Consider the following 26,233-nt stretch of genomic DNA (forward strand, 5'->3'; position numbering starts at 1 on the left):
CCTCAGGTGCGGCGGCTGCGCCGTATCCGAGCGACGATAAAATAGCCCAGGCCCGCGAGCAGAAAAAGCAGCACGATGCCGTCAAACCCGTGCATCGTGGACCGCAGCGCCGGACTGTTGTCCCAGTGGGCGCCGAGCTTTTCTCCCACCCAGGCGAGGGCGAAGCACCAGGGCCAGGAGCCGATGAAGGTATAGATATGAAAGCGCAGCCGGTTCATCCGCGCGATGCCGGCGGGCAGGGCGATGAAGGTGCGGATCACCGGCAGCAGCCGGCCAATGAGCACCGTGATGGCGCCATGGCGTTGGAACAGCCGATCCACCATGTCCAGCTCATGGTGGTCTAATAGGATATAGCGGCCCCAGCGCTCTACGAAGGGCCGCCCACCCCGGGCGCCGACCTCATACGCGACGGCGGAGCCGATGTTGCAGCCGATTGCGCCGGCCGTCGCGACGAGGGCGAGGTTGAAGCGCCCGATCGAGACGAGGTAGCCCGCGAAGGGCATGATGACCTCGGACGGCAAGGGCAGGCAGGCGGATTCGATCGCCATCAGCAGGGCCACGCCGCCATAGCCGCCCTGCGAGATGATGCCGACAATCCAGCCGACGAGGCCTCCGAGGGCGTTATGCATCAGGCGTCCTTATGGGTTGGTCGCCCCTGCTATCGAGGAGTGCGGGGAGAAGCGCAATGTCATCTCCGCTGGCGGTTGCGTGCCGTGGTCCTGGCCTTGTGCTATGGGGCGATAGCCCTCAGAAAGACGGCATGAGAGCGCGGCGCTGGGCGGCGGTGCGCGGCCGAAAAGGAGCCTTCGAGTGTCGGGTCTAGTGAGAGAACTTCTGGGGATCGTCTTTTTCCTCGCGCTGGGGGCCTTCATCTTCTTCGATGCCCGAAAGAAGGCGACCTTCTACCAGGTCGTAGGATGCGAGATCGTCTTGTTTTCGTTCTTCTTGTTCTACACGATCTTTACTTGGAAATTCGTGGGCTTCTAACCCCCCGCATCCTGGGGTCGCCGTGCCGTATTTGGGCGAAGAACGGGAGGGCGAGTGGGCACTGGCCGACCTCGCAGCGATGCCCAAGGCCGATTCTAAGCGCGTGCGCGCCGCTCTGCAGCAGGTTGCCGACGATCACCCGCAGCGGATGCCGTTTGTAACCGAGATGGTCGGAATGCCGACCTACTGGCGGCTTCGGAAGGGCGGCTGGCGCGCCATTTATTACATGACCGATGGCAAGATGACCGTCACGACCGTTCAAAAGAGGGGAGACGTTTATCGATGAACGTTATGGCGCCGAAGCCAATCGAGATGACCGAGGCGACTGTCACTTTCAGCCGCAGCGATTGGGAGGCCCACCTGGACCGGTTGGAGGAGCAGTCTGATCGCGCTGCAGTGGCTCGTTCGATGGCGGAGCGCGAGCGGCTCGGCGAAGCCGAGTTCGCGCGCCTGTCCTACACCATGGCGGAGACGAACCGGATCATCGACGACGGGGTGTCGCGCATCACGATCTGGCGGGAGCGAGCTGGGGTGACCCAGCGTGCCTTGGCCACAGAAGCGGGAGTCAGTGCCGGCTATCTGTCAGAAATTGAAGCCGGGAAGAAGCCGGGAAGCGTCACGGCGCTGGCGGCCATCGCGAAAGTATTGCGCGTGCCGATGGAACATCTGTTGGGGTGAAGCCACTCGCGGCGCTCCGCGGCGGATGCGGGCTGTTTAGGCGTCTCCAAAGGAAGATCGCGTGAGCCCGGATTGCCAAACCGGGACAGCGACGACTGCCAAACCGCATAAAATCGGTTTGATCTGTTTATGAAAAAACGCATCAATTTCAATGTGTTGAACTGGTAGCGGCGGACGGATTTGAACCGCCGACCAAGAGATTATGATTCTCCTGCTCTACCGCTGAGCTACGCCGCCAAACCAGTCATCGCAGCGAGAGCGGACCCTCGCGCGGTTGGAGCGGATACCGCCCACCCCGCGTCGCGTCAACCCGTGATGACGCTCAGGTCGTCGCCGGCCGGGCCGGGTAGCCCGGATAATCGTCATCCACCAGAAACGGGAATGGCCCGGGGAACTGCTCCACATAGACCACGTGGCTGGCGATGCCGCCGTCCGGCAGATGCAGATGGAGTTGATAGGCCGGCGGCTCCAGCACCAGGGCATCCGGCACGCCCGGTGTCAGCGTCAGCGCCGTCTGATGCACCACAGAGGGCGCCACGATCACGATGGCCGAACCCAGCCGCCCGACGATGGAACGGTGATGGTGCCCCGTCAGAATCCGCTCCACCTGCGGATGGCGATCGAGCAGTGCCGCCAGGTCTGCCGTATTGCGTAGGAAGATGCCGTCCATGCTGGCGGCGCCCGTCAGCATCGGCGGATGATGCAGAACGAGCATCGTGGGCTTGTGCGGCTGGGCGGAAAGCGTGTGGTCCAGGAAGGCGAGTCGCTCGGGGCAGAGCAGGCCGTAACCCGCCTCTGGCACCACGGAATCGAGCATCACCAGCCTGACCGGATAATCCTCGACTGCATATTGCACGAAATCGGGGTCACTCAGCACGCCCGGCATATGACCGAGGCCGGCGCGGAAATTGTCCCGCCGGTCATGGTTACCGGGCACGACGAAGACCGGCATCGTCAGATGGCGGCGCAGCATGGCGGCGGCCATCGCATATTCCTCGGGCCGGCCGCATTCGGTGACATCGCCGGAGATGATGACGATGTCCGGCGCCGGCCGCAGCGCCGCGACGGCCGCCAGCGCCCGCTCGACCAGCATGTTCGTTTCCACGACGCGCGCGGCCGGCACACCGAGCGGCCGTACATGGAGGTCCGACAATTGGGCGATCAGCATGCGGTTGGTTCCTTGGTCGCTAAGCCGGGGTCGCTGAGGCGGTCTCTAGGTTCCGACGGCCGCGAGGTCTACCGACCGTTCGATGAAACCGCCGCCGATGACGCGCTCACCCTGGTAGAAGACGCAGGCCTGGCCGGGCGCGGGCAGGGCGGCCTCATCGAGCAGAACCTCGGCGAAGCCACCGGCAATGGGCCGCAATACGGCGCCCTGCGGCTCGGCGCGGGCGCGCAGCTTGACCGTCGCGCGCAGACCATCAGCCGCGGGATCGACCAGCCAGTTGACTTCCCGCAGCCGGACCTCGCGCACGCCGGTGCTGCGGGGGCCGATGATGACGCGCCGGCGCGCAGGGTCCAGCCGCGTCACCACTGGAGCGGCCTCGCCCTCGACACGCGGCAGACCCAGGCGCTTGGCCTGGCCCACGGTGAAGCGCGCGACGCCCGCATGCTGGCCGAGCACGCGGCCATCACCGTCCACGATGTCGCCGGGGGCCATCGCATCTGGCCGCAGCCGCTCCACGATATCGGTGTAACGGCCGTCGGGTACGAAGCAGATGTCCTGGCTGTCGGGCTTGACTGCGACCTGCAAGCCCAGCCGCGCCGCCTGCGCGCGCACGGCGGCCTTGTCGGGCATGTCCCCCAGGGGAAAGCGGCTATAGGCGAGCTGCGCGCGGGTGGTGGCGAACAGGAACCAGCTCTGGTCGCGGGCGGGGTCCACAGCGCGGTGCAGTTCCGGGCCGTCCGCGCCCTCGACCCGGCGCACGTAATGGCCGGTCGCCATAGCCTCTGCGCCCAGATCGCGGGCCATGGCAATGAGATCGCCGAACTTCAGGCTCTGGTTGCAGCGCACGCAGGGCACCGGGGTCTCGCCCGCCGCATATTGGGCGGCGAAATCCTCCATCACCGTGGCGCGAAACCGCGCCTCGGCATCGATGACGTAATGGGCGATGCCAAGCCGGTCCGCGACGCGCTTGGCGTCATGGATGTCCTCACCCGCGCAGCAGGCGCCCCGACGCTTGGCCGCAGCGCCATGGTCATAGAGCTGCAAGGTCACGCCGATGACCTCATGTCCCTGTTCGGCCAGGAGACCGGCAACGACGGAGCTATCCACCCCGCCCGACATGGCAACAACGATCCGCATGCGGGAAACCTTCTCGATCACGCGTCTTCTATCGTGACCGCCGTCGTCCGGCCACGGGGTTTTGGAGATGGCCGCGTCGCGGCGGGCGGCAGGGACTTGGGCTGGTAGGCGCACCAGGGCGCGGCATTGCAGCGCCAGCATTCCGGCAGGCGCGCCTTGCAGATATAGCGGCCGTGCAGGATGAGCCAATGATGGGCGTGCATCAGCATGTCCTTCGGGATACGCTTGAGAAGCCCATCCTCGACCGCGCGCGGCGTCTTGCCGGGGGCCAGGCCCGTCCGGTTGCCCAGCCGGAACAGATGCGTGTCCACGGCGATCGTCGCTTCTCCGAAAACCACGTTCAGCACCACATTCGCGGTTTTGCGCCCGACGCCCGGCAGCGCCTCCAGCGCGTCCCGGTCATGGGGCACTTCGCCGCCATGCTGGTCGATCAGCAGCTGCGACAGGCCGATGACGGCGCGCGCCTTGGCCTTCCACAGGCCGATGGTCTTGATGAAATCACCGAGCCCGGCTTCCCCCAACGCCACCATGGCGGCGGGCGTGCGGGCCTTGGCGAAGAGGGGCCCGGTGGCGCGATTGACTGAGGCATCCGTCGCCTGGGCCGACAGCACCACCGAGACCAGCAGAGTATAGGGGTCGGTATAGACCAGTTCGGTCTTGGCCTCCGGCCACGTGTCGTGGAGCGCTTGCATGAAGGGCCGCACATTGCGGGTCGGCATATGGGCGGCGCGAATGGGTTTGGCGGGCGGGGGAGTGACGGTCATGGATCACAATTAGCCCGGACCCTGTGATCGTGCCTGGAGAAAAACGCCGAAAAGGATCACAGAAGACCGATGTCCGACCCCGCGACCATCCTGTTCACGGCGGAAATTCCCCCCTACCGCAGCCTGTCCGGGCGCGGCATCACCATCGTCGTCTGCACCCTCGGCGTGCTCAGCCTGGGGGTGACGACGGTCGCCTGGACCATCGGCGCCTGGCCGGTGGCCGGCTTCTCGGGCCTCGAGATTTTTGCCGTGCTGATGCTGTTGCGATGGAACGCACGCGGCGCGCGCAGCATGGAAACGCTGGAATTGACCGAGACGACACTCAGTATCGATCGCGCCGATGCCCGTGGCCGGCGCCACCGCCTAACAGTGTCATCCGCCTGGCTGAATGCCGTCTTGGAAGAACCGCCAGGCCGTGTCCCGAGCCTTCTGCTCGTCAGCCGGCGACGGAGGATCGAGATCGCCAAGGACCTGGGTGAGGAGGAGAAGCGCGACCTCGCGGTTGCCTTGAAGGCGGCGCTGCACCGCCAGCGCCACCCGACCTTCGACAACCCGCAATTGCGGGAGGGTTAGGGCGGATAACGCTTCGCTCCTCCGCCCTATACCGTAACGTAGGGTGGAAAAGCGCAGCGCATTCCACCAAAACGCTAAGACTTCTCGGCGATATGGGCGAGCAGGAAGTCCCGGAACACCGCGACGCGCTTGGAGTTCCGCAGCTCCTCCGGATAGACGAAATACACATCCACCTTCGGCGCCTTCACGTCGTGCAGCACCTGCACCAGCCCTTCGGTATCGGCGGCGAGGTAATCGGGCAGCACGCCGATGCCGAGACCCGAGCGGATGGCCAGCGCCATGCCGTGCAGGTTGTTGATCTCCAGCGCCGCGCGGCGCGGGTTGCCGGGGCGGCGCCCGGCATCCGCCAGCCAGTTGATATCCTCGACCGGCGGGCGATAGGCGCCGAAGAGGATGATCTTGTGGTTGTCGAGGTCTTCCGGCGTCTGCGGCGTGCCGTGCTTCTTGATGTAGTCGGGCGCCGCGAAGACATTCCAGTGAATGTCCATCAAATGACGCTGCACCAGATCGGGCTGCTTGGGCGGATGCATACGGATCGCGACATCGGCTTCGCGCATCGCCAGATCGAGATCCCCGTCATCGAGCAACAGCGACATCGTGACTTCCGGATATTGCTCCAGGAAGGCCTGGGCGCGGGAGGCGAGCCAGGTCGAGCCGAAGCCCACCGTCGTCGTCACCTTCAGGCGGCCGGCCGGCTTTTCCTTGCTTTCCGTCAGCAGCGCTTCGGTCATCGCGAGCTTGGCGAAGACTTCCCGCACCGTACGGTTCAGCGCCTCGCCCTGTTCGGTGAGGATGAGGCCGCGCGCGTGGCGGTGAAACAGCGGTACCTGCAAAGCCTCCTCCAACGCCGAAATCTGGCGTGAGACGGCCGACTGGCTGAGGTTCAAGGTATCGCCCGCATGCGTGAAGCTGCCTGCCTCCGCCACCGAGTGGAAAACCCTTAATTTGTCCCAATCCATGCTGTTCTATTCCGATCCAAGCCGAAGGTTCACGCCGGAAGCGGCGCTGGTGGCGAAGCGATAAGGCACGTCTGGTCGTTAATACGCCGCGACGGAGGCTTCCGTTGCGGCGTGATGCGATAGCCACCGTTCCGCGTCGAGCGCCGCCATGCAGCCCGAGGAGGCGGCCGTGACGGCTTGTCGGTAGATTCGGTCCTGCACATCCCCGGCCGCGAAGACGCCGGGCACAGAGGTATGCGTGTTGCCGGGTTCTGTGCGGATATAGCCATCCTTGTCTAGCGCAATCGCGCCATCAAACACCGCTGTATTCGGTGTATGACCGATTGCGACGAAGACGCCATCCAAATCGAGAGTCTGGGTCGTGCCGCTGCGCACATGCTTCAGCCGAAGGCCAGTGACCACGGCGGGCGTGCCCGTGCCTAAAATTTCGTCTACGGAATGATCCCAGATCACGGAAATCTTGGGATTTGCAAAAAGCCGGTCCTGCAAGATGCGCTCGGCCCGCAGACTGTCTCGCCGATGCACCAAAGTGACATGGCGCGCGTGGCGGGTGAGGTATAGCGCCTCCTCCACTGCGGTATTCCCGCCACCGATGACGGCGACATCCTTGCCGCGGTAGAAGAAGCCGTCGCAGGTCGCGCAGGCCGAAACGCCGGCGCCGCGCAGGGCGCGCTCGGAGGGAATTTCGAGCCAGCGCGCGGACGCGCCGGTCGCGACAATCACCGTGTCGGCCTCGAAGCGATCCCCGGAATCGGACAGGCACACCATCGGGCGGCGCGTGAAATCCACATCCGTAATGATGTCATTGATGATCTTGGTGCCCATGGCCTCGGCCTGAGCGGCCATCTGGTCCATCAGCCACGGGCCCTGGATCACGTCGGCGAAGCCGGGGTAATTTTCGACATCGGTGGTAATGGTGAGCTGGCCGCCCGGTTGCAGACCCGCGACCAGGACCGGTGCCAAGCCCGCACGCGCCGCATAGATCGCCGCTGAATAGCCAGCTGGCCCGGCGCCGATGATCAGCACCGGGATACGATGAGCCTTAGCCATGTCCGAAAATTCCACCGATTCGCGCAACACTAGAATATCGGTGTCACCGAAGCCGAGGCAAGGAAAAGACTGCGGCGGTGGCGAGGCTTATTGCCGCCATCGCCGGCCGATGAAATAATGTTGCGTCCGCGGCAGGGTTCCCGGCGCAATGGAGTCGTCTGACCGCCTATGAAGACTGAGCCAAATGACGCCGTCGACTTGGATGCCATCGACCGCCGCATCCTCAATGAACTGCAGGCGGACGGCCGGATCACGAATGTCGAACTGGCGCGGCGCGCCGGCATTTCGGCGCCGCCCTGTCTGCGGCGGGTGCGCCGGCTGGAGGAGGCGGGGCTTATTCGCGGCTATCATGCCGAGACGGAGCCCAGCAAACTCGGCTGGAGCATCACATTTTTCGTCATCGTCGGCCTCGACAGCCAGAAGGAGTCGGTGCTGTCGGGGTTCGAGAAGACCGTGGCTGGTTGGGAAGAGGTGCGGGAATGCCACATGATCCGGGGTGGCGGGGATTTCCTGCTGCGTCTGGTGGCGCGGGATGCCGCGCATGAGAACGGGCTGACGCAGCGGCTGACGGGCATCACCGAAGTGAGCCGCGTGCAGACGCTTCAGACCATCCGCACCAGCAAGAACCTCGCCGGCGTGCCGATTTAGAAACTACCACGTCATCCGCGCATCAAGTGCGCGGGTGACCAAGGTTCATGGATCGATCGTCGCCAGCAGCCGCGCGGTGACCGTGGCCGGATCGGCCATGGCAGCGGCGAGCCCCTCGAAATAGGCCGACTTCACGCCGTTCCGCTTCAGGAAGGCGAGGAAGGCCAGGATCGACCGGCTGCCCTCGGCCAAAGGCGGCGGCCCAGGCACGACCGCGCGCAGGCCAAGACCCAAATCCCGCCCGAAGCGATAGTTGCGCGATTGGGCGGAGGTGCAGGTCAGGATCAGGTCGCCCATCGCGCCCGGCGCCATGATGGTTTCCGCAGAACCGCCGAGGTGGGGCAGCAGCCGCCCCACCTCGCGCATGCCGCGTGCCACGTAACTCGCGCGGGTATTCTCTCCCAAATCCAGGCCCTCGGTCAGACCTGCGCCGATCGCGACGATGTTCTTGGCGACGCCAATGATTTCGAGGCCGCGCAGATCAGCGGTCGCAGTCAGCGCCAGGAGCGGGCCGCTGAGCCGCGCCGCGAGGGCCGTGCCATGCGCCAGATCGGCGCAGCCGAGGGACATCCACACGCGGTGGCCGGCTTGCATCTCAGCGGCGAAGGTTGGGCCGGACAGCATGCCGACCGGATGGCCCGGCATGTGCTGACCGATCAGATCGGTGGGGAAGGCGTGCGTCTCGGCGTCCATCCCCTTGACGCAGGACAACAGGGTCGCCGCCGGCACAGCGACGCGCGGAATGCGGTCGAGCGTCGTCGCCAGCGCGCCACTCGGCAGCGCGAGGATGACGACACCGTAGCGATTGAGGTCGATCGCCCTCACGTCTTGGATGAAGCGGTCGATGGACTCGATACCGGGGGACCCGCTGTCCGGCACACGCCGGCTGAACACTTCGATCGCGATATCGGCGCGGCGATGCAAAGCCATGGCAAGCGCCTGGCCGAAAGCGCCGTAACCGAGGATCAGTAGCCGGAGCGGGGGAACAGCCAGGCTAGAACTGGTAACCAATGCCGGCAGCCAGGATCATGGGATTGAGCCGGTCCTTGGCATCGACCGTACCATTGTCGATATGGGCCTGCGCCCCGAGCAGCAGTTGCTTGACATCGACATTGGCGTGCCAGGGACCCGATATCCGGTAATCCGCGCCGATTTCCAGTACGGCACCCACGGCGGTATCGACCGAGAAGTTCTGCACCAGCCCGCCGGCCGCTTGCTCGCCAAAATAGCTCGTCACGTTCAGACCCGCGCCGACATAGGGATTGAACCGGCTATGGGGGAGCAGGTGATATTGTAAGGTGAGGTCGATGGGCGCGCTCCAAACCTTGCCGATCATAACATCGCCAAAGGCCGTATTCTTGGCCGAAAGGCTGGACTGCAGAACGCCCGCCTCTCCCTCGATCGCGATATGATCAGTCAAGAAATAGGACAGATCGACTTCCGGTGACACAGTCGGATCGACATGAATGCGACCGCCGATGGGTCTGATGCTGGAACTGCTGTCCTCGGGTATAATGCCGATGACCCGACCGCGCAGAAGGATGCTGCCGGCTATCAGGCCATCATCATCGGCGGCCTGGGCGATGAACGGAGACGCCGTCATCAGACAGACGACCGTGCTTAGAGCGGCAAGTCGTGTCAAAAGCGCCCGCATCAGGCCTCCAGAGAACATCGTGTCGAACCGATTCGAGCACGGGGCGCAACCTAGGAGTAAAATCCGGTGTCGGATAGGCAAAAGCGAGGCCTGTTCAACTCGGTTGTCGAAATGAGAGAGGATCCACCTTGAAACTCGTGCCGTTGCTGGTTGCGGTCGTGCTCGGCGCAGCGACGCCGATGGCGCAAGCCGCTTTGGTCCAACCGGTTCTGCCCGGTTGCGTTACCTCGCCCTTCGGGCCGCGTGTCATTGCCGGTCAGCCGATTGCCGGTCGCTACCATTGGGGCGCGGATTTGCGCGCGGCAGCGGGGGCGCGGGTGCGCGCCGTGGCGGCCGGCCGGGTTCTGCGCATCGACCGCAAAGGCATGGGCGGGCTGGAGGTTTTGGTTCAGCATCCTGGGTTCCAGGCCCTCTATTCCCACCTTGGGCTGGTGGCCCCGGCTTTGGCGGAGGGTGGAACCCGCTTGCGCGCCGGCCAATGGCTCGGTGTCATCGGCCGGTCGGGCCTCACCTTCGGCACGCATCTTTACTTCGAGATCATCGTCGCGGGCCGCCGGGTCGATCCCGCACCCTATTTGGGCGTGGCCCCCTGCGGTGAAGGGAACAACGCATCGGTGCGGCCGAGCAGCCAATAGGCCGTCAGCCCGACCCATTCATGGGCCGCGAGATCGACCAAGGCGAGCCGCTCGGGCAGGCTGCCTTCAATTGCTGTCGTGAGTTCGGGCGCCGTTTTGTAGCCGACCGGATAGGGAATGACCGACCAGCCGGCGCGGCGAAACAGGCCGACCGAGCGCGGCATATGCCAGGCCGAGGTGACCAGCAGCCAGCGTTGGTCGGGCGTGGGGTTCAGCATCGCCTTCAGGAAAACGGCGTTCTCATAAGTCGTGCGGGAGCGGCCCTCATAGGTGATGCGGCTCGGGTCCAGGCCCAGTTCGGTGAAGAACCGCGCCGCGACCTCGGCTTCCGAAGTCTGGCCATGAACCAGCCGACCGTTGCCGCCGGTAAAGGCGAGTTTCGCGGCGGGGTAGCGGCGCGCCAGCACCAGAAACTGCGTCATCCGGCCGGCATCGGCGTTGAGGGAGGCTTCGTTGCGCGCCGCCGAAAGCTCGGTATCGACCGCACCCCCCAGGACGATGATGCCATCGACATGGGCGGGCGGCGTGGTGACTTGCGGAAACCGATCTTCCAGCGGCGCCATCATCAGATCGCCGATCGGCAACACCGCGATGACCGCGAAGGCGCCCAGGGCAAGGGTCAGGCAAGTCAGCCCGCTCCGTCGACGATGCCGAAAGACCAGCACCAGACCGATCAATGCCAGGATGAGGAGAAGCGTGCTTGGCCGCAACAGCAGCCAAATCAGCTTCGAGATGAGAAACAGCAGCGGCTGTGATCCGTTAGCGGCCCAACCTTAACTGCCCCGCCTTAGCTGCACTGGCCGATGACTTTGTTCGCGGCCGGATAGGCATTGGGGTCTGTGCCCGGCGGCAGGATTTGGATGGAGCGGATATGGCCGACCCAGGTCTTGGCGGCCGTCAGGTGGAATTGGCTAAGATCGCCATAATAGCAGCCGTTTTCGATCAGCAGCGTGTGGTCGGCTTGGGTTGGGTCGGCCTGATCGGTCAGGGCGATCCACTGCCCCGTGCCGTTGGAGATCGAGAAGGCAGGGAAGGGCGCGACCGGCCCACTCGTCGTCACGTCTTCCGAGGCGCCTATGCAGCCGATACCGGCCCAAAGGCGAACGAGGCCCGAGGGCGGCGTGCCGCAGGCGCTTTGCGCGGAGGCGGCGCCTGCAAAGCCGAGCAGCAAGACGGCGGCGCCGGCCAAGGTGGCGCGGAGGCGGGGGGACGATAGCGACATGGAAGGCTCCTTCATTCAGTGGCGGCACGCTACTGCGCGGGGCCATTCCAGACAACGCGACGGTGCGTTACCGATTGCTCATCACAGCTCGGCCAGGGATGAGCGGGATGACATCGACACTGCGGAGTGAACCGCCCGAGGTCGGGGCGCCGAGAACCTCGCCGGCTTGGGAGGTCTTCAGGGTCTTCCTGAGGCTCGGCTGCACCAGCTTCGGCGGGCCGATTGCGCATCTCGGTTATTTCCGCGCCGCCTTCGTGGAGCGCAGACAGTGGTTGGACGAGCCGACCTATGCTGACATCGTCGCTCTGTGCCAGTTCCTGCCTGGTCCCGCGAGCAGCCAGGTCGCGGTCAGCCTCGGCATTCTCCGTGCCGGTCTGCCCGGGGGCCTCGCGGCCTGGCTCGGCTTCACCTTGCCCTCGGCCATTGCACTGATCTTCTTTGCCTACGGGATCGGCCATGGGGGTGCCGCAGGGGCAGGTGTCCCGGCCTGGCTGCACGGCCTGATGATCGTCGCGGTCGCGGTGGTCGCTCAGGCGGTCTACGGCATGGCGCGGACGCTCTGCCCCGATCGGTCACGCGCAACCCTCATGGTCGCGGCGGCGGCCATCATGCTGCTGATGCCGGGCGCCTGGACTCAGATCGGCGTCTTGCTCCTCGGCGCCGTCATCGGGGCCATCGCGATGCGGCAGCCCGTGGTGGCGGTTCCTGGCTGCTTGACCTTCGGGCTGAGCCGTATGCTTGCCGCGATGTCTCTCGTGAGCTTCGTCGCGTTGCTGTTTCTGCTGCCGCTGGCGGCCACGCAAAACCACGTGCTCGATCTTGTAGCGCGGTTCTACCGCGCCGGCGCCCTTGTGTTCGGGGGCGGTCATGTCGTGCTCCCATTGCTTCAGCAAGCCGTGGTGCCGCCTGGCTGGATTGACGATGGCCGCTTCCTCGCGGGGTACGGCGCGGCCCAGGCCGTGCCCGGTCCGTTGTTCACCTTCGCGGCCTATCTCGGCGCCGCCATGGGACCGCGACCGAACGGCGTTTTGGGTGGCGTGCTCTGCCTGATCGCGATCTATGTGCCGTCCCTGCTGCTGCTCATTGGCGTCTTGCCATTCTGGGATGGGCTGCGGCGCCGCGCGGGGGTGCAGGCGGTGTTGCGCGGTGTGAACGCCGCGGTCGTCGGTGTCCTGCTCGCGGCGCTCTACACGCCGGTCTGGACCAGCGCCGTGCGCAGGCCGGCGGATGTCGCGATCGCCTTCGTGGCTTTTCTGCTTCTCGTCATCTGGCGCATACCGGCCTGGGCGGTGGTTATTCTGGGTGCTGCGACGGCGGCGATCATCGCTTAGTCACGAAGCCGCTGCGCTGATCTCGCAACTCGGTCACACGCGATCCCCGTTAGACGTTCTCCGCCGTCCAAAGGTCGAAGGGCAGCAGCACCTGTTGAAGGCGGGTGGCGTTTCGCCCGTCGCCGCTCATCACTGACCGGCTGCCGGGGGATGGCCACGCAGCCTAGTTGCAGTTGTATTTCGTATAAAGCCGGATCTTCGTCGGATTGATGATCGGAACGCTGCCCTGCCTTAAATAACTGGTGATCGCGTCGATGCTGAGGGCGACTTCCTGATCGAGATCGTGCCCGACCACCACATCCATTTCGCTCGATTCCAGCAGCATGCGCGAATTGGTATTCAGTTCGTGGCCGATGAACACGATGCTACCCTGCAACCCGGTATCGCGAAGCGCCCGCGCGACGCCGAGATTGCCGCCCGCGACATTATAGATACCGACGGGCGCACCGTTTTTGCGAACATAGTCGCGCACGTTGCGATAGGAATACTCCTGACTATCGTTCGAATTGACCCTTTCCTGCACTTCTAGGTTCGGAAATTCAGCGCGTAGGACACGGCGAAAGCCAAGCTCGCGCTCCTCCTGCGAACGATAGGATGCGCTGATGACGAGCAGAATCTTACCCGTCGTGCCGCCCAGGAAGCGACCCATTAAATAGGCCGCCGTCGCGCCAGCACTGGTCTGATCACTGCCGACATACGCCATCCGATCGGAGGTCGGGAGATCCGTTGTTGCGCAAACAACGGGTACGCCGCGCGCGATGACGCTTCGCACCGCGCGATTGATGGCAAGCGCCTCACGGGCCACGATCACCAATCCATCCGCCGTTTCCCCCGCCGCCTCTATCGAGCGTGCCAATTCCAGCGGATCGACGGCGTCGGTCTCGATGCCTTGGAAGGTGCAGGAAACCTCGGGATGCGCCGAGGCATAGGTCATCATCGCCTCTTCAAGCGATCGATTGAAGCTGGCGCCGGAATCACTGAAAAACGTGATCTTCGGCGCACGGAGGCGGCTGGTATTGGGCGTTTCTCCCAAAGCGGCCAAGGCTTCCATCACCTTGATGCGCGTCGCTTCCCGAACGCCGGCACGATTGTTGATGACACGATCCACTGTCGCAGTGCCGAGGCCCGTCGCTTCCGCGATCGTTCTGATCGTGGGTCCACGCCAGGACTTGGCGAGCGGGACCGAAACGTCCGTATGAGGGTGATCTGCCACGGCCAATGTCTATGATGGCTTTCACATCATGTCAAAGGTGGTTTTCGGACGTGAAACAGCCCCGACACGTGATAATCCGAACGTTTGGCGCAATAACGCATCTTATGATGCAGTGCAGCGGTGCATTCCGCATCATTGCGATTTACAGAATGGGGTGGCTATGGTTTGATGGGGCGTCAAGGGCAACCATCGATCCAGCGGACATGCCCGCTTACGTGCCATCGTTAGACCCATCCAAAGCTGCTGTGACCGGGCATCAAGCGCGGCGCAATCCGGGAGAAGGACACCACAATGATTTCCATCCAGAAGAAAGCTCTGCTGGCTATGGTGAGCGCCGCCGCACTCGGCGCCGCGTTCATGGCCCCGGGTGTCGCGTCCGCCGCCGCCCCGGCACATTACACCTTCGCGATGATCACGCATGGCCAGCCCGGAGATACCTTCTGGGACATCATTCGCAAGGGTGCCAATGCGGCCGCCATCAAGGACAATGTGAAGCTGATCTATCTTGCCAACCCGACCGCATCGGGTGAGGCGCAGCTCATCGTCAATGTCTTGCAGCAAAATGTCGATGGCATCGCCCTGACACTTGCGTTTCCGGATTCGCTTGAGCCGATGGTCAAGAAGGCGATCGACGCGAAGGTGCCCGTCGTCGGGTTCAACGCTGGCGGTGACAATTGGAAGCAGGCTGGCCTGATGTCCTATGTCGGCCAGGACGAAACGGTGGCCGGTGAGGCTGTCGGTGAGAAGCTGAACACCGAAGGTGTCAAAAGCGCGATCTGCGTCGATCAGCAACAGGGCGCGGTGCAGCTTGAGGCCCGTTGCGACGGCATCAAGAAGAGCTTCAAGGGCAATCTCTTCGTGCTCTATGTGCCGGGTTATGACATGGCGAGCGCGCAATCCCGCATCGTCGCGAAATTGCAGCAAGACTCGACCATCGGTTATGTCGTGACGCTGGGCGCGCCTTTCGCACCAACGGCCCTGCAGGCTGTCGCGATGTCCGGCAGCAAGGCAAAGGTCGGCACTTTCGATCTGACACCGCGCGCCACCTCGCTCATCAAGGCCGGCCAGTTGCAATGGGCTGTCGATCAGCAGCCTTATGTGGAGGGCTATGAGGCCGTTGATCTGCTGTGGCTCTACAAGACCAATGGCGATGTCGTTGGCGGCGGCGGCCCCGTGCTGACCGGACCGACCTTCGTCGACAGCACGAATGTCGATGATGTCGCGCGGTTCGCGAAGACGGGCACGCGCTAAGCAGCGAGTGGTATGGGCCGGATAATGTCAGTCGGTACAAGCCGCGATGGAGGAAGCGTGACAACAGTCACACAGGGTGTCGCACCGCCGCTCGCGCGCCGTCAGGTTGCGCCTCAGGCCTTATGGAAGAAGGTGCTGAAGCGGCCTGAGGTCGGGGCCTTGGGTGGTGTGATCCTTGTTTTCGTCTTCTTCTACTGCATTGCGCCGCCATTCCGGCAATTGGCTGCCTTTACCACCATTCTGTACCAGTCGGCGACTTTGGGGATTCCTGCGGTCGCCGTCGCCCTCCTGATGATCGGCGGTGAATTCGATTTGAGCGCCGGGGTGGCCGTCACCACCTCGTCGCTCGCCGCTGCCATCTTCGCGACGCAAGTTTTCGGCAATGTCTGGGCCGGTGTCGCCGTGGCCCTCGTGGTGTCCCTCGCGATCGGTGCTTTGAACGGCTATCTTCTCGTCAAGACGAAGCTGCACAGCTTCCTTGTCACGCTCTCGACGTTTCTGATGCTCCAAGGCCTCAACATCGCCATCACGAAACTCGTGACAGGCAGTGTGGCGACCGACGACATCAGCACCATGGCGGGCTTCAATTCCGCGCATGCCGTCTTCGCCTCCAGCATCACCATCGGCAAAGTCAATCTGAGCATTGCCATTCTCTACTGGGTGATCTTCGCGCTGATCGGAACTTGGGTGCTGCTGCGCACGCGCGTCGGCAACTGGATCTTCGCCGTGGGCGGGCAGGGTGACAGTGCCCGCGCCGTGGGCATTCCCGTGAAGAAGGTGAAGATCGGCCTGTTCATGCTCGTGGGTTTCGCGGTCTGGTTCACCGGCATGCATATGCTGTTTGCCTATGACACCGTGCAATCTGGTGCTGGTATCGGCAATGAACTGCTGTATATCGCCTCGGCCGTGGTCGGCGGTTGCCTACTCACCGGCGGCTATGGCTCGGCGGCCGGTTCCGCACTGGGCGCCTTCATCTTCGGCATGACGACCGAAGGCGTGATCTATGCCGATTGGGACCCCGATTGGTTCATGTATTTCGTCGGCGCCATGCTGCTACTGGCGACCGTGTTCAATGGCTGGCTGCGTGCCCGCGCAAGTTCGAGGTAATCGACAATGGCCAGTCATGCCGCACCCATCATCGAACTCAAAAACGTCGGCAAAAGCTACGGCAGCTTCACCGCTCTCAAGGATGTCAACCTCGCCGTACGCCAAGGCGAAGTCACCTGTATCCTAGGCGATAATGGCGCTGGAAAATCGACGCTCATCAGCATCATCGCCGGACTGCATGCTCATGATGAAGGCACCTATTCGGTCGATGGCAAGCCGATGCACTTCCGGTCGCCGCGAGAGGCGCTCGATCTCGGAATTTCCGCCGTCTATCAGACGCTCGCCATGGTGCCGCTCCTCTCGATCTGGCGGAATTTCTTTCTCGGTTCTGAACTCATGAAGGGCGCGGGGCCATTTCGCCGGCTTGATGTCGCGACCATGTGTGACACGACCGATGCGGAATTGCGGCGCATGGGCATTAACGTGACCGATCTGGAGCAGCCCGTCGGCACGCTGTCGGGTGGCCAGCGCCAGGTCGTGGCGATTGCGCGCGCAATCCATTTCGGCGCCCGCGTGCTCATCCTCGATGAGCCGACGGCAGCGCTCGGCGTGACGCAATCCGGCATCGTTTTGCGCTACATCGCGCAAGCAGCGCGCGAGCAGGGCATCGGCGTGATCTTCATTACGCATAATCCGCATCATGCCTATATGGTTGGCGACCATTTCATGGTCTTGGCGCGTGGCGAGGTGGAGCTGGATGCACCGCGCTCGGAGCTCAGCCTCGACGCCCTCATGTTCCACATGGCCGGCGGCGCAGGCTTGAACGCGCTCCAGCATGAGCTGCATCGCGGGGAACCGCCGGCCGCTGCGGCTCATTGAATCTCCACTGTCGATGCGCCTCAGGGATAAATCGGAATGACCGTGAATGTCGGGCTGATCGGTTGCGGCATCATGGGAACCGATCACGCCATCATCCTGCGTCGCATGGTGGCCGGCGCGCGGTTGGTCGCCGTGCAAGATGCCTTTGCGCAGCGCGCGGAAAGTCTCGCCGCGCGCTTCACCGGTTTGCATGTGCATGCAACGCCGGAAGCCTTGATCGCCGATCCCAATGTTCATGCCGTGGTGGTGGCCTCCGCCGACGACAGCCATGCGGGCTATGTCCTGGCCTGCATCCGTGCCGGTAAGCCCGTCTTGTGCGAGAAGCCACTCGCAGCGTCCAATGACGCTTGCCGGGAGATCGTTGCCGCCGAATTGGCGTATGGCAAGCGTCTCGTTCAGGTCGGATTCATGCGGCGCTTCGACCCCGGCTATGTCACGATGCGCGATACGCTGCGCAGCGGCAGTCTTGGCAAGCCGATCTTCCTGCATTGCGTCCATCGCAACAAGATTGCGCCGGACTACATCACCTCGGATCTCGTCATCGCCAATTCTGCGGTACATGAGATGGATGTGGCGCGTTTTCTGCTCGATGAGGAATTCGCCGCCGTGACGGTGATCAGCGCGCGTGCGAGCCGGCTGTCCTCGCAACGTCAGCCGCAATTCGTGGTGCTGGAGACGGTGGCGGGCGTCGTCGTCACTGTCGAAATCTCGCCCGATGCCCAATATGGCTATGACGTGCAGGGCGAGCTTGTCTGTGAGGACGGGTCCATGTCTCTCGCACCCGTGCCGAACGTGACACTCCGCAAAGCTGGACATAGCGGTTTTGTCGTGGAGGAGGATTGGCGCACGCGCTTCGCGGACGCCTATCGCCTGCAAGCCTGCGCATGGATCGAGGCAATCCAAACCGGGCGACCCACGGGGTCCAGCGCCTGGGACGGCTATGCAGCTTCGGTCACAGCCTATACCGCTCTCGACGCTCTGAAATCACGTCAGAGAACAGCTATTCACCTGGAGGCGCGTCCTGCGTTGTATGATCAATGAACGATATGTCCGGCAAGGTTGCGGTCGTGACCGGCGGCACGCAGGGGCTTGGTGCTGCCATCGCGCGCGAATTCGCGCGGCGTCATGCGGCGGGTTTGGTCATTTGCGGGCGCAATGTTGAACGCGGCCATGCCGTTGCCGCCTCAATTGAGGCAGAAACACACACCCGCACCGTCTTCGTGCAAGTCGATCTCGGGGATGTGGAGTCCTGCCGGGCCATTATGGCGGAAGCCGATCGCGTTTTCGGCCGCGTCGATACGCTGGTGAATGCGGCGGGTAGTACCGATCGCGGTACGATCCTCGACACCTCGCCGGAATTGTTCGATCAAATCTTCGCCGTCAATGTGCGCGCGCCGTTCTTTCTAATGCAGGACGCCATCCTGCTGATGCGGCGCGACGGGATCGAAGGCACCATTGTCAATATCGGCTCGATGTCCGCCATGGCCGGCCAGCCTTTCATCGCCGCCTATTGCGCCTCCAAGGGTGCCCTCGCCACCCTCACGCGCAACACCGCCTATGCGCTGCTGCGCAACCGCATTCGCGTCAACGGGCTGAACATCGGCTGGATGGCGTCGGACGGCGAAGATCGCATTCAGCGCGAGTTCCACGGCGCCCCGGCGGATTGGTTGGAGGCAGCGGCACGCGGCCAACCCCAGGGGCGGTTGATCGATCCCGCCGAAGTCGCGCGTGCGGTTGCTTTCCTCGCCAGTCCCGAGTCCGGCCTCATGACGGGTTCAGTGATCGAATACGACCAGGCCGTATGGGGCGCCTATGACTCGTCACCGGCGCCGGTCGCGCCCATGTAAGGGCTTGATCCATATCAAGGTCCTTGACGCGGCAACCGCCTAAGCCTGGGTCGTGAGATAGCATATCCACACCCAGGGAGCGCTCGGAAGCGATGAGACCGATCGACGTGAGCGAGATGATGACCAGGGCCGTTTATACGGTTTTGCCCGAAGCGACCGTGTCCGAGGTCGCGAAGCTGCTCGTCGGCCACGCGATCAGCGCGCTTCCAGTCTGTGATGCGAGCGGCGCGCTGGTTGGGATCATCAGTGAAGGTGACCTTCTACGCCCCTTTACGGAGAGCAAGGCGCTCAAGCGCGCGTCCTGGCTCAATCTTTTGGCCGAAGGCTCCGATCTCGCACCGGAATTTCTCGCCTTCATCAAGCAGGAGCAATGGACGGTCGGTCAATTGATGACGCATCGGGTCGTGACTACGACCGAGGCCATGAGTTTATCGGGGCTCGCGGAGCTCCTGACGACGCATCACATTAAACGCGTGCCGGTTTTGCGCGATGGCCGCCTCGTCGGCATCGTCAGTCGCTCGGACATCGTGCGCGCTATCGCTTAAAGCGCGAGCGCGGCGCTGATTTCGCGTGCCCGCCCGCAATCCTCCATGAACGCCGCGATATGCGGGCGGCGTTCCATCTGCAGCCGATGCAGCGCGCTGGTTGCGGCAACAAGCGTGCCCTGCCGCCCGAGACTCGCATCACCGACTTCCATCAACCGGATATTTGGCCAGGCCTTTTCTCGAATGCCGTGAACCATCGCGAGGATACCCTCCGCCGAAAGGTCCGGCATCGCCTGGGCGAGGATCAGCGCCATCGATGCCGTGGAGCGCGAAATGCCGGCGTGGCAATGCACCAGCAGATGCGCGCGCGACTTCGGCTCGGTCATCAGATTGCGTCCGAAGGCGAGGAGCTGTTCGACATGCGCGGCCTGCGGCGCCAGCTTGCCGGGTGTTTCATCCACGATGTCATCGAAGCGCAGTTCTAGCTTCTCATGCTCACCAAAGGTGCCGAAAGCTTCGGGCACGGGATGATCGGGGTCGAGGATTGACAGCACATGGCTGGCGCCGAGTGCGCCATGGCCATCCAACTCCTCGATGCCGCAGACCGTGATGCCGAAGGGGGGTGCTTGGGTCATGGTGTTATCCTACTACCGGAAATCCCGTGTCGGCACGCGAATACCGGAGCCGTGTTCGCGCGGATCCGGCGCGCCGCCATGGCGGGCTTCGTCGCCCCGGCCGGTGATGACCGGAAAAACTTCATCTCGTCGGCCGAGGCTGGCGAGGAGCGGTGACAGATCCTCCAGCGTTTCGGCCACGACATGGATGACCTCGCCCTCGCGCTGCACGCGCCCACGCACTGACAGCATGCGCGCCGAGAGGATCAAGGCCCGATGCGCCTCGAAGATCGGCGGCCAGACAACGAGATTGGCGATGCCGCTTTCGTCTTCCAGGGTGATGAAGACCACGCCCTTGGCCGAACCCGGTCTTTGCCGAATCAGCACGATGCCGGCGAGGGTGACGCGCCTGCCATCCTTCGTTCGCAGTAGATCCGCACAGGCAATCATGCCGCGCGCTGATAGGTCTGCCCGCAGGAAGGAAACGGGATGGGCACGCAAGGACAGGCTGGTGCTGCGGTAATCCTCCACCACCTCCCGCGCATCGGTCATCGGCGTCAGGGCCACGACCGGCTCCACGGCTTCGGCCTGCGGCATTTGCCCCGCATCGGCCGCTGCCCACAGCGGCAGGGCGGTATCCGCCAGGCCCCGAATGGCCCAGAGGGCAGCACGCCGATCGAGCCCCAGGGTTGAGAAGGCATCCGCCTCCGCCAGCCGCTCCAACGCCGCCACGGGCAAGCCGGTGCGGCGCGCCATCTCCTCGACGGAGGCGAAGGGCGTATCGGCACGCTTGGCGATGATGTCGGCCGCGTGCTGGTTCCCGAGGCCCTTGGCCATGCGCATGCCGAGACGGAGCGCGCGCTGTCCATGCGATGTCTGCTCAAGGGTGCAATCCCATCGGGAGGCATTCACCGAGACGGCACGGATCTCCACGCCGTGGGTCTTTGCATCCGTCACCAGCTGCGCTGGGGCATAGAAGCCCATCGGCTGGCTATTGAGCAGTGCGCAGCAAAAGATCGCCGGGTGGTGGCATTTCACCCAGGCACTGGCATAGGCGATGAGTGCGAAACTCGCTGCATGGCTTTCGGGAAAACCGTAGGAGCCAAACCCTTCGATCTGTTTGAAGGTATTTTCTGCAAACTCCTTGGAATAGTTGTTCCGCTCCATGCCTTTGAGAAACTTCTCGTGAAACTCGCCGACGCCGCCGGTGACCTTGAAGGTCGCCATGGACCGGCGAAGCTGATCGGCCTCACTCGGCGTAAAGCCCGCGCAATGGATCGCAACCTGCATGGCCTGTTCCTGAAACAGCGGAACGCCCAGGGTTTTTTCGAGCACGCGTTTCAGCGCCGGTGACGGGTAATCGACGGGTTCAGTTTTGTTGCGGCGACGCAGATAAGGATGCACCATGTCACCCTGGATCGGCCCGGGCCGAACGATCGCGACTTGAATGACCAGATCGTACAGTGTCGCGGGTTTTAATCGCGGCAGCATCGACATCTGCGCGCGGCTTTCGATCTGGAAGGTGCCGATCGTATCGGCCTTCTGGATCATGGCGAAAGTGGCGGGATCACCTTGCGGGATCCGTGCCATCGTCATGTCTTCCCCGTCCTCGGGCTCCATCAAATCGAAGGCACGGCGCAGGCAGCCGAGCATGCCCAGTCCCAGAACATCGACCTTCATGAATCGCAGCGTTTCGATATCGTCCTTGTCCCATTCAATGACCTGTCGATCGACCATGGCGGCCGGGGCGATCGGCACCAGATCGTCGAGCCTATCTTGCGTCAGCACGAAGCCGCCAGGATGTGTGCCCAACTGGCGCGGAAAACCCACGAGGTCGCGCGCGAGTTGCAATGTCAGCCGCAGCCGCCGGTCATCGAGATTGAGGTTCAGCGCGCGCGCCTGGTCTTCGTCCACGCCATCATTCGACCAGCCCCAGACCTGGCCGGCGAGGGCGCTCGTCACATCCTCCGTCAGGCCCATGACCTTGCCGACATCGCGGACCGCACCTCGGCTGCGAAACCGCATCACCGTCGCGCAGAGGGCGGCGCGGTCATGGCCATAGTGATGGTAGACCCATTGAATGACTGTCTCGCGCTGCTCATGCTCGAAATCGACATCGATATCCGGTGGTTCATGTCGCTCGGCTGACACGAAACGCTCGAACAGCAATCCGGATTGCACGGGGTCGATTTCGGTGATGCCGAGCACGAAACACACAGCGGAATTGGCGGCCGAGCCGCGACCCTGGCACAGGATACCCTGTGACCGCGCATAGCGCACGATGGAATGCACGGTGAGGAAATACGGCGCGTATCCCAAGCCACCGATCAGGGTCAGTTCGTGACGAAGCTGCGTCTCGACGCCTTCGGGTATCTCGACCTTATAGCGAAAGGGGATGCCTTCGGTCCAAACCAGGCGCTCCAGTGTTTGCTGCGCCGTTTCGCCGGGCCGATCGGTCTCGTTCGGATATTGGTATTGGATGTCTCGGAGATCGAAGTTGCAAGCGGCCACAATGGCCTGCGTGTTTGCGACTGCCTCAGGATAGATCGCAAAAAGCCGCGCCATTTCCTCAGGCGCGCGCAAATGCCGATCCGCGAAACGCTCACGCGCGAAGCCGGCGGCATCGATGGTCGTATGCTCACGAATGCAGGTGACGACATCCTGCAGGATACGCCGCTCTGGCACATGATATAGCACATCCCCGGTCGCGACCGGGGCCACGCGCGCCGCCCGCGCGGCCTCTACGAGCGCATGCAGCCGCAGCGCATCGCCGGGTCGCCGGCGTTGGGACAAAGCGAGATAGGCGCGCTTGCCGAACACGCTCCGCAAGGCCGCCAGTTGCGCAGGCAAATCCGCATCCGCTTCATCGGGCACCAGGGCGGCAATCAGCCCCTCGGCATGGTCCGCGACATCCGCCCAATGCAATACACAGGAGCCGGCGCGCAGCTTGTGGTCATGGCCGCGTCGCTTGCCGATGGTCAGCAACCGACACAGGCGGGACCATGCGGCGCGATCCGTGGGATAGATGAGCAGGGACGGCGCGTCTGTCAGGTCGAGCCGGCAACCGGGAACCAGCCGAAGCTCTGCCTCCGTTGCGCGTTGATAGGCGCGTACCATGCCGGCGACGGAGTTGCGGTCGGTGACCGCAATGGCCGTGTGACCCAGAACTTTCGCAGCGGCCACCAACTCCTCCACATGACTCGCGCCACGCAGGAAGGAATAATTGGTGGTGACCTGAAGTTCCGCGTAGGTCATGAGAGGAGAGTTTGGTGGAATGCGCTGCGCTTTTCCACCCTACGCACCCGGACCTTTACCGCATGCTGGAAAACGTCTGCGCATCCTTGTTCTGCTGCATGAGGATGGAGAAGCTCGGAATGCTCTCGAAGCCGAGGCCGCGTGGCGGGCCATCTTCGCTATCGGGTTCGATGGCGTTATAGGGCGCGCCCGAAATCTTTTCCCACTTATTGCCGGCCAGCTTCTTCACTTCGAGATTGGCGACCGTCGCTTTCAGCACCAGGCGCACGATCGCTTCCTTGTGCAGGCGCGGTTTCGTCAGGCTGAGATTGCCGGCAATCATCGTCCAGCCGTTCTTCAAGGCCCAGTCAGTAATCTCTTCTTGCGTCATACTCATCCCCCCGCGCGCACAAGCCGGTGCTGCTTGCGCCCAGCCGATAGTTTCAAGGCGCCGTCCCGCATGTCACCAAGGGACACGATCTGCGCCTCCTCGGTGACGGGCACATCGTTCACCCGGGCACCACCGCCACGGATCAATCGGCGCGCCTCCCCATTGGTGGCGGCGAGGCCAGCAGCCACCAGGATGGCGAAGGCGGGAATGCCCGATTCCAGATCGGCGAAGGGCAAGGTCACGCTCGGCAGGCTGGCGGCGGCTGCACCTTCCTCGAAGGCAAGCCGCGCCGTCTCGGCGGCGGCCTGCGCGGCGGCTGGGCCATGGGCGAGGGTGGTCGCGGCGGTCGCGAGAATCTTCTTCGCCTCGTTAATCTCGGCACCTTGCAGAACTTCGAGGCGCGCGGCCTCATCCAGCGGCAGATCGGTGAACAGGCGTAGGAAGCGGCCGACATCGGCATCCTCGGTATTGCGCCAGAACTGCCAATAGTCGAAGGGCGACAGGCGCTCGGCCGTCAGCCACACGGCGCCTTTGGCGGTCTTGCCCATCTTGGCGCCGGAGGCGGTGGTGATCAGCGGCGCGGTCAGGCCGAAAACCTGCTTGGCATCCGTCCGCCGCACCAGATCGACGCCCGAGACGATATTGCCCCACTGGTCCGATCCGCCCATCTGGAGATTGACGCCATGGCGACGATTCAATTCCCTGAAGTCATAGCTTTGCAAAATCGAGTAGTTGAACTCCAGGAAGGTCAGCCCCTGTTCGCGGTCGAGGCGGGATTTGACGCTGTCGAAGGCCAGCATGCGGCTGATGCTGAAATGCGGCCCGACTTCGCGCAGAAGTTCGATATAGCCGAGTTTGTCCAGCCAATCGGCATTGTTGGCCATGATCGCATCCGAAGGGCCATCCCCGAAGGTCAAAAAGGGCTCAATGTTGCGGCGGATGCCGGCGATGTTCTCGGCGATCTGTGCATCCGTCATCAACTGCCGCGCTTCTTCCCGGAAGGACGGGTCGCCGATCTTGGCGGTGCCACCGCCGAGCAAGGCGATCGGCTGGTGGCCATGCTTCTGCAACAGCCGCAGCAGCATGATCTGCACCATATGGCCGACATGCAGGCTGTTGCCTGTGGGATCGAAGCCGATATAGCCACGCACCGCCCCAGCCGCGAGAGCCTCATCCATCGCCGCTTCGTCGGTGCATTGGAACACGAAGCCGCGCGCCTTCGCCTCCGTCAGGAAACCACTTTTCGCCATCTCAGCCATCCAGGTCCATCTAAGGGTATAGGATGGCACGGGTAGGAGACTCGGGAAATGCTGCGTGTGATCGGGCTGATGAGCGGCACCTCCCTGGATGGGGTCGATGCCGCTTGGTTGGAGACGGATGGCGAGGTGCTGGGTCGCTTCGGGCCGAGCCTGACGCTGCCCTACGACCCCACCCTGCGGGCCGATCTGCGGCGAATTCTGGATCGGGCGCCTCTGCTCTCCGCCCATGATCCGGACTTGTTGGAGGTGACGCTCCGGCTGACGGAGGCGCATGTCGAGGCGGTACGGCAGATCAGCGCGCCCGCCGACCTCATCGGCTTTCACGGGCAGACCATTCTGCATGATCCCGCCCACGGCCGTACTTGGCAGATCGGGGATGCCAAGGCGCTGTCGGACGCGACTGGCCTGCCGGTCGCCTATGCCTTTCGGGAGGCCGATGTCGCGGCCGGCGGGCAGGGCGCGCCGCTGGTGCCGCTGTTCCACGCTGCCCTGGCGCAGCACCTACCGAAGCCGCTCGCTGTGCTCAATATCGGTGGTGTCGCCAACCTCACCTTCCTCGGGCGAGACGGCGCCATTGCCGCCTGCGATACCGGGCCGGGCAATGCGCTGCTCGATGACTGGGTCATGCGCCATACCGGCCAGGCCTTCGATGCCGGCGGCGTGCTCGCCGCCTCGGGCACCGTTAATGAGGCGTTGATCGCGACCTGGCTGCGCCATCCTTATTTTGCGCGGCCTCTGCCGAAATCGCTCGATCGGCTCGATTTCCACGCGCTGCTCGACAGTTTGGTGGGGGTGGACGTCGCCGATGGCGCCGCAACACTCGCGGCCTTCACGGCCCGTGCCGTCGCCGCGTGTCCTCTGCCCGAGCCGCCGCGACGCTGGCTGGTCACAGGTGGCGGGCGGCATAACGCGGCCATCATGGCGGCCTTGCGCATGACACTGGGCGCTCCGGTCGAGCCGGTGGAGCAGGAAGGCTGGTCGGGCGACGCGCTGGAGGCGCAGTGTTTCGCCTTTCTGGCCGCGAGGGTCTTGCACAAGCTGCCTCTCAGCCTGCCCAGCACGACCGGCGTGCCCGCCCCGACACGCGGCGGGGCGATCTGGCCTGCGTCGGCCCTGGCATGACGCAGGCGCATAAGTGTTTGATGAAAAACGTAATTCAGTCGCGCGGCGTATGAATACCATGTCGAAGGCGGGCGTTCTGCTGCAG

Annotated in this window: 29 protein-coding genes and 1 tRNA gene; 14 read left to right on the forward strand and 16 right to left on the reverse strand. The window is 63.7% G+C overall.

Annotated features, from left to right (window positions below; translation table 11 throughout):
* Positions 1-2: 2 nt before the first annotated feature.
* Positions 3-629 (reverse strand): DedA family protein, encoded by a 627-nt coding sequence (locus QP803_RS05825; RefSeq protein WP_284946843.1) that lies wholly within the window; start codon positions 627-629, stop codon positions 3-5.
* 181 nt (positions 630-810) lie between these two features.
* Between QP803_RS05825 and QP803_RS05830 the strand changes: the two genes are divergently transcribed.
* The 3 genes from QP803_RS05830 to QP803_RS05840 are packed head-to-tail and all read left to right on the forward strand — an operon-like array spanning position 811 to position 1,665.
* Positions 811-987 carry a hypothetical protein gene (locus QP803_RS05830; RefSeq protein ID WP_284946845.1) on the forward strand — a complete coding sequence of 59 codons (177 nt, stop codon included), beginning with the start codon at positions 811-813 and terminating at the stop codon, positions 985-987.
* 22 nt (positions 988-1,009) lie between these two features.
* A complete protein-coding gene (locus QP803_RS05835) occupies positions 1,010-1,273 on the forward strand; it encodes a type II toxin-antitoxin system RelE family toxin (protein ID WP_284946847.1) in 264 nt (87 codons plus the stop codon).
* Positions 1,270-1,665, forward strand: a complete 396-nt coding sequence (locus tag QP803_RS05840; RefSeq protein WP_284946849.1) for a helix-turn-helix domain-containing protein — start codon at positions 1,270-1,272, stop codon at positions 1,663-1,665. The genes QP803_RS05835 and QP803_RS05840 overlap by 4 nt, the downstream gene beginning before the upstream one ends.
* Before the next feature lie 162 nt (positions 1,666-1,827).
* Here QP803_RS05840 and QP803_RS05845 read toward each other — a convergent pair.
* The 4 genes from QP803_RS05845 to nth all read right to left on the reverse strand — a co-directional run bounded on the left by QP803_RS05845 (position 1,828) and on the right by nth (position 4,734).
* Positions 1,828-1,902: transfer RNA gene (locus tag QP803_RS05845), tRNA-Met, on the reverse strand.
* A gap of 85 nt (positions 1,903-1,987) precedes the next feature.
* On the reverse strand, positions 1,988-2,833 hold the full coding sequence (locus QP803_RS05850; RefSeq protein WP_284946850.1) for a phosphodiesterase: 846 nt from the start codon (positions 2,831-2,833) through the stop codon (positions 1,988-1,990).
* Positions 2,834-2,878: 45 nt separating this feature from the next.
* The gene (mnmA, locus tag QP803_RS05855; RefSeq protein ID WP_284946851.1) at positions 2,879-3,970 is read right to left on the reverse strand and encodes a tRNA 2-thiouridine(34) synthase MnmA; all 1,092 of its coding nucleotides are present in this window, start codon (positions 3,968-3,970) and stop codon (positions 2,879-2,881) included.
* 17 nt (positions 3,971-3,987) lie between these two features.
* Entirely contained in the window at positions 3,988-4,734 is a 747-nt protein-coding gene (nth, locus tag QP803_RS05860) for an endonuclease III (protein ID WP_434082886.1), read from the reverse strand.
* 69 nt (positions 4,735-4,803) lie between these two features.
* Here nth and QP803_RS05865 point away from each other — a divergent pair, with 69 nt between their 5' ends.
* The gene (locus tag QP803_RS05865; RefSeq protein ID WP_284946852.1) at positions 4,804-5,307 is read left to right on the forward strand and encodes a DUF2244 domain-containing protein; all 504 of its coding nucleotides are present in this window, start codon (positions 4,804-4,806) and stop codon (positions 5,305-5,307) included.
* A 74-nt stretch (positions 5,308-5,381) separates the two neighbouring features.
* On the opposite strand, the gene QP803_RS05870 is transcribed toward QP803_RS05865, so the two are convergent.
* Together QP803_RS05870 and trxB are read right to left on the reverse strand one after the other, a co-directional pair.
* Entirely contained in the window at positions 5,382-6,266 is an 885-nt protein-coding gene (locus tag QP803_RS05870) for a LysR family transcriptional regulator (RefSeq protein WP_284946853.1), read from the reverse strand.
* Positions 6,267-6,344: 78 nt separating this feature from the next.
* Positions 6,345-7,316 carry a thioredoxin-disulfide reductase gene (gene trxB / locus QP803_RS05875; RefSeq protein WP_284946854.1) on the reverse strand — a complete coding sequence of 324 codons (972 nt, stop codon included), beginning with the start codon at positions 7,314-7,316 and terminating at the stop codon, positions 6,345-6,347.
* Positions 7,317-7,484: 168 nt separating this feature from the next.
* Here trxB and QP803_RS05880 point away from each other — a divergent pair, with 168 nt between their 5' ends.
* Complete coding sequence (locus QP803_RS05880; RefSeq protein ID WP_284946855.1) at positions 7,485-7,964, forward strand: Lrp/AsnC family transcriptional regulator; 480 nt, start codon at positions 7,485-7,487, stop codon at positions 7,962-7,964.
* Between the two features lie 45 nt (positions 7,965-8,009).
* On the opposite strand, the gene QP803_RS05885 is transcribed toward QP803_RS05880, so the two are convergent.
* Both QP803_RS05885 and QP803_RS05890 read right to left on the reverse strand, forming a co-directional pair.
* A complete protein-coding gene (locus QP803_RS05885) occupies positions 8,010-8,894 on the reverse strand; it encodes an NAD(P)H-dependent glycerol-3-phosphate dehydrogenase (protein ID WP_434082887.1) in 885 nt (294 codons plus the stop codon).
* A gap of 64 nt (positions 8,895-8,958) precedes the next feature.
* Complete coding sequence (locus QP803_RS05890) at positions 8,959-9,567, reverse strand: OmpW/AlkL family protein (RefSeq protein WP_284946857.1); 609 nt, start codon at positions 9,565-9,567, stop codon at positions 8,959-8,961.
* Positions 9,568-9,755: 188 nt separating this feature from the next.
* Here QP803_RS05890 and QP803_RS05895 point away from each other — a divergent pair, with 188 nt between their 5' ends.
* On the forward strand, positions 9,756-10,253 hold the full coding sequence (locus tag QP803_RS05895; protein ID WP_284947832.1) for a M23 family metallopeptidase: 498 nt from the start codon (positions 9,756-9,758) through the stop codon (positions 10,251-10,253).
* On the opposite strand, the gene QP803_RS05900 is transcribed toward QP803_RS05895, so the two are convergent.
* Together QP803_RS05900 and QP803_RS05905 are read right to left on the reverse strand one after the other, a co-directional pair.
* Positions 10,190-10,963 (reverse strand): YdcF family protein, encoded by a 774-nt coding sequence (locus tag QP803_RS05900; RefSeq protein WP_284946858.1) that lies wholly within the window; start codon positions 10,961-10,963, stop codon positions 10,190-10,192. The two genes, QP803_RS05895 and QP803_RS05900, sit on opposite strands and share 64 nt — an antisense overlap.
* Positions 10,964-11,040: 77 nt before the next feature.
* A complete protein-coding gene (locus QP803_RS05905; RefSeq protein WP_284946859.1) occupies positions 11,041-11,475 on the reverse strand; it encodes a hypothetical protein in 435 nt (144 codons plus the stop codon).
* Between the two features lie 107 nt (positions 11,476-11,582).
* Between QP803_RS05905 and chrA the strand changes: the two genes are divergently transcribed.
* Positions 11,583-12,806: a chromate efflux transporter gene (chrA, locus tag QP803_RS05910; protein WP_284946860.1), complete on the forward strand. Its 1,224-nt coding sequence runs from the start codon at positions 11,583-11,585 to the stop codon at positions 12,804-12,806.
* A gap of 163 nt (positions 12,807-12,969) precedes the next feature.
* On the opposite strand, the gene QP803_RS05915 is transcribed toward chrA, so the two are convergent.
* Positions 12,970-14,019, reverse strand: a complete 1,050-nt coding sequence (locus tag QP803_RS05915) for a LacI family DNA-binding transcriptional regulator (protein ID WP_284946861.1) — start codon at positions 14,017-14,019, stop codon at positions 12,970-12,972.
* A gap of 291 nt (positions 14,020-14,310) precedes the next feature.
* On the opposite strand from QP803_RS05915, the gene QP803_RS05920 reads away from it, so the two are divergent.
* The 6 genes from QP803_RS05920 to QP803_RS05945 all read left to right on the forward strand — a co-directional run bounded on the left by QP803_RS05920 (position 14,311) and on the right by QP803_RS05945 (position 19,588).
* On the forward strand, positions 14,311-15,270 hold the full coding sequence (locus QP803_RS05920) for a substrate-binding domain-containing protein (RefSeq protein WP_284946862.1): 960 nt from the start codon (positions 14,311-14,313) through the stop codon (positions 15,268-15,270).
* Between the two features lie 57 nt (positions 15,271-15,327).
* Entirely contained in the window at positions 15,328-16,377 is a 1,050-nt protein-coding gene (locus QP803_RS05925) for an ABC transporter permease (RefSeq protein ID WP_284946863.1), read from the forward strand.
* A 6-nt stretch (positions 16,378-16,383) separates the two neighbouring features.
* Entirely contained in the window at positions 16,384-17,196 is an 813-nt protein-coding gene (locus QP803_RS05930) for an ATP-binding cassette domain-containing protein (RefSeq protein WP_284946864.1), read from the forward strand.
* A gap of 36 nt (positions 17,197-17,232) precedes the next feature.
* Positions 17,233-18,237 (forward strand): Gfo/Idh/MocA family protein, encoded by a 1,005-nt coding sequence (locus tag QP803_RS05935; protein WP_284946865.1) that lies wholly within the window; start codon positions 17,233-17,235, stop codon positions 18,235-18,237.
* A complete protein-coding gene (locus tag QP803_RS05940; RefSeq protein WP_284946866.1) occupies positions 18,234-19,043 on the forward strand; it encodes an SDR family oxidoreductase in 810 nt (269 codons plus the stop codon). Before QP803_RS05935 ends, QP803_RS05940 begins: the two co-directional genes overlap by 4 nt.
* Before the next feature lie 92 nt (positions 19,044-19,135).
* Positions 19,136-19,588, forward strand: a complete 453-nt coding sequence (locus tag QP803_RS05945) for a CBS domain-containing protein (protein WP_284946867.1) — start codon at positions 19,136-19,138, stop codon at positions 19,586-19,588.
* Here the strand turns inward: QP803_RS05945 and QP803_RS05950 are convergent.
* The 4 genes from QP803_RS05950 to tyrS are packed head-to-tail and all read right to left on the reverse strand — an operon-like array spanning position 19,585 to position 25,017.
* Positions 19,585-20,163, reverse strand: a complete 579-nt coding sequence (locus QP803_RS05950; protein ID WP_284946868.1) for a tyrosine phosphatase family protein — start codon at positions 20,161-20,163, stop codon at positions 19,585-19,587. The genes QP803_RS05945 and QP803_RS05950 overlap by 4 nt on opposite strands.
* A 12-nt stretch (positions 20,164-20,175) precedes the next feature.
* Positions 20,176-23,397, reverse strand: a complete 3,222-nt coding sequence (locus QP803_RS05955; RefSeq protein WP_284946869.1) for an error-prone DNA polymerase — start codon at positions 23,395-23,397, stop codon at positions 20,176-20,178.
* A 55-nt stretch (positions 23,398-23,452) separates the two neighbouring features.
* Positions 23,453-23,773, reverse strand: a complete 321-nt coding sequence (locus QP803_RS05960) for a hypothetical protein (RefSeq protein WP_284946870.1) — start codon at positions 23,771-23,773, stop codon at positions 23,453-23,455.
* Positions 23,770-25,017: a tyrosine--tRNA ligase gene (gene tyrS, locus QP803_RS05965; protein WP_284946871.1), complete on the reverse strand. Its 1,248-nt coding sequence runs from the start codon at positions 25,015-25,017 to the stop codon at positions 23,770-23,772. Before tyrS ends, QP803_RS05960 begins: the two co-directional genes overlap by 4 nt.
* 60 nt (positions 25,018-25,077) lie before the next feature.
* On the opposite strand from tyrS, the gene QP803_RS05970 reads away from it, so the two are divergent.
* Positions 25,078-26,148: an anhydro-N-acetylmuramic acid kinase gene (locus QP803_RS05970; RefSeq protein ID WP_284947833.1), complete on the forward strand. Its 1,071-nt coding sequence runs from the start codon at positions 25,078-25,080 to the stop codon at positions 26,146-26,148.
* The last annotated feature ends 85 nt before the right edge of the window (positions 26,149-26,233 follow it).

The sequence above is a fragment of the Acidisoma sp. PAMC 29798 genome (genome assembly GCF_030252425.1).
In the GTDB taxonomy this organism is placed as follows: Bacteria; Pseudomonadota; Alphaproteobacteria; order Acetobacterales; family Acetobacteraceae; genus Acidisoma; species Acidisoma cladoniae.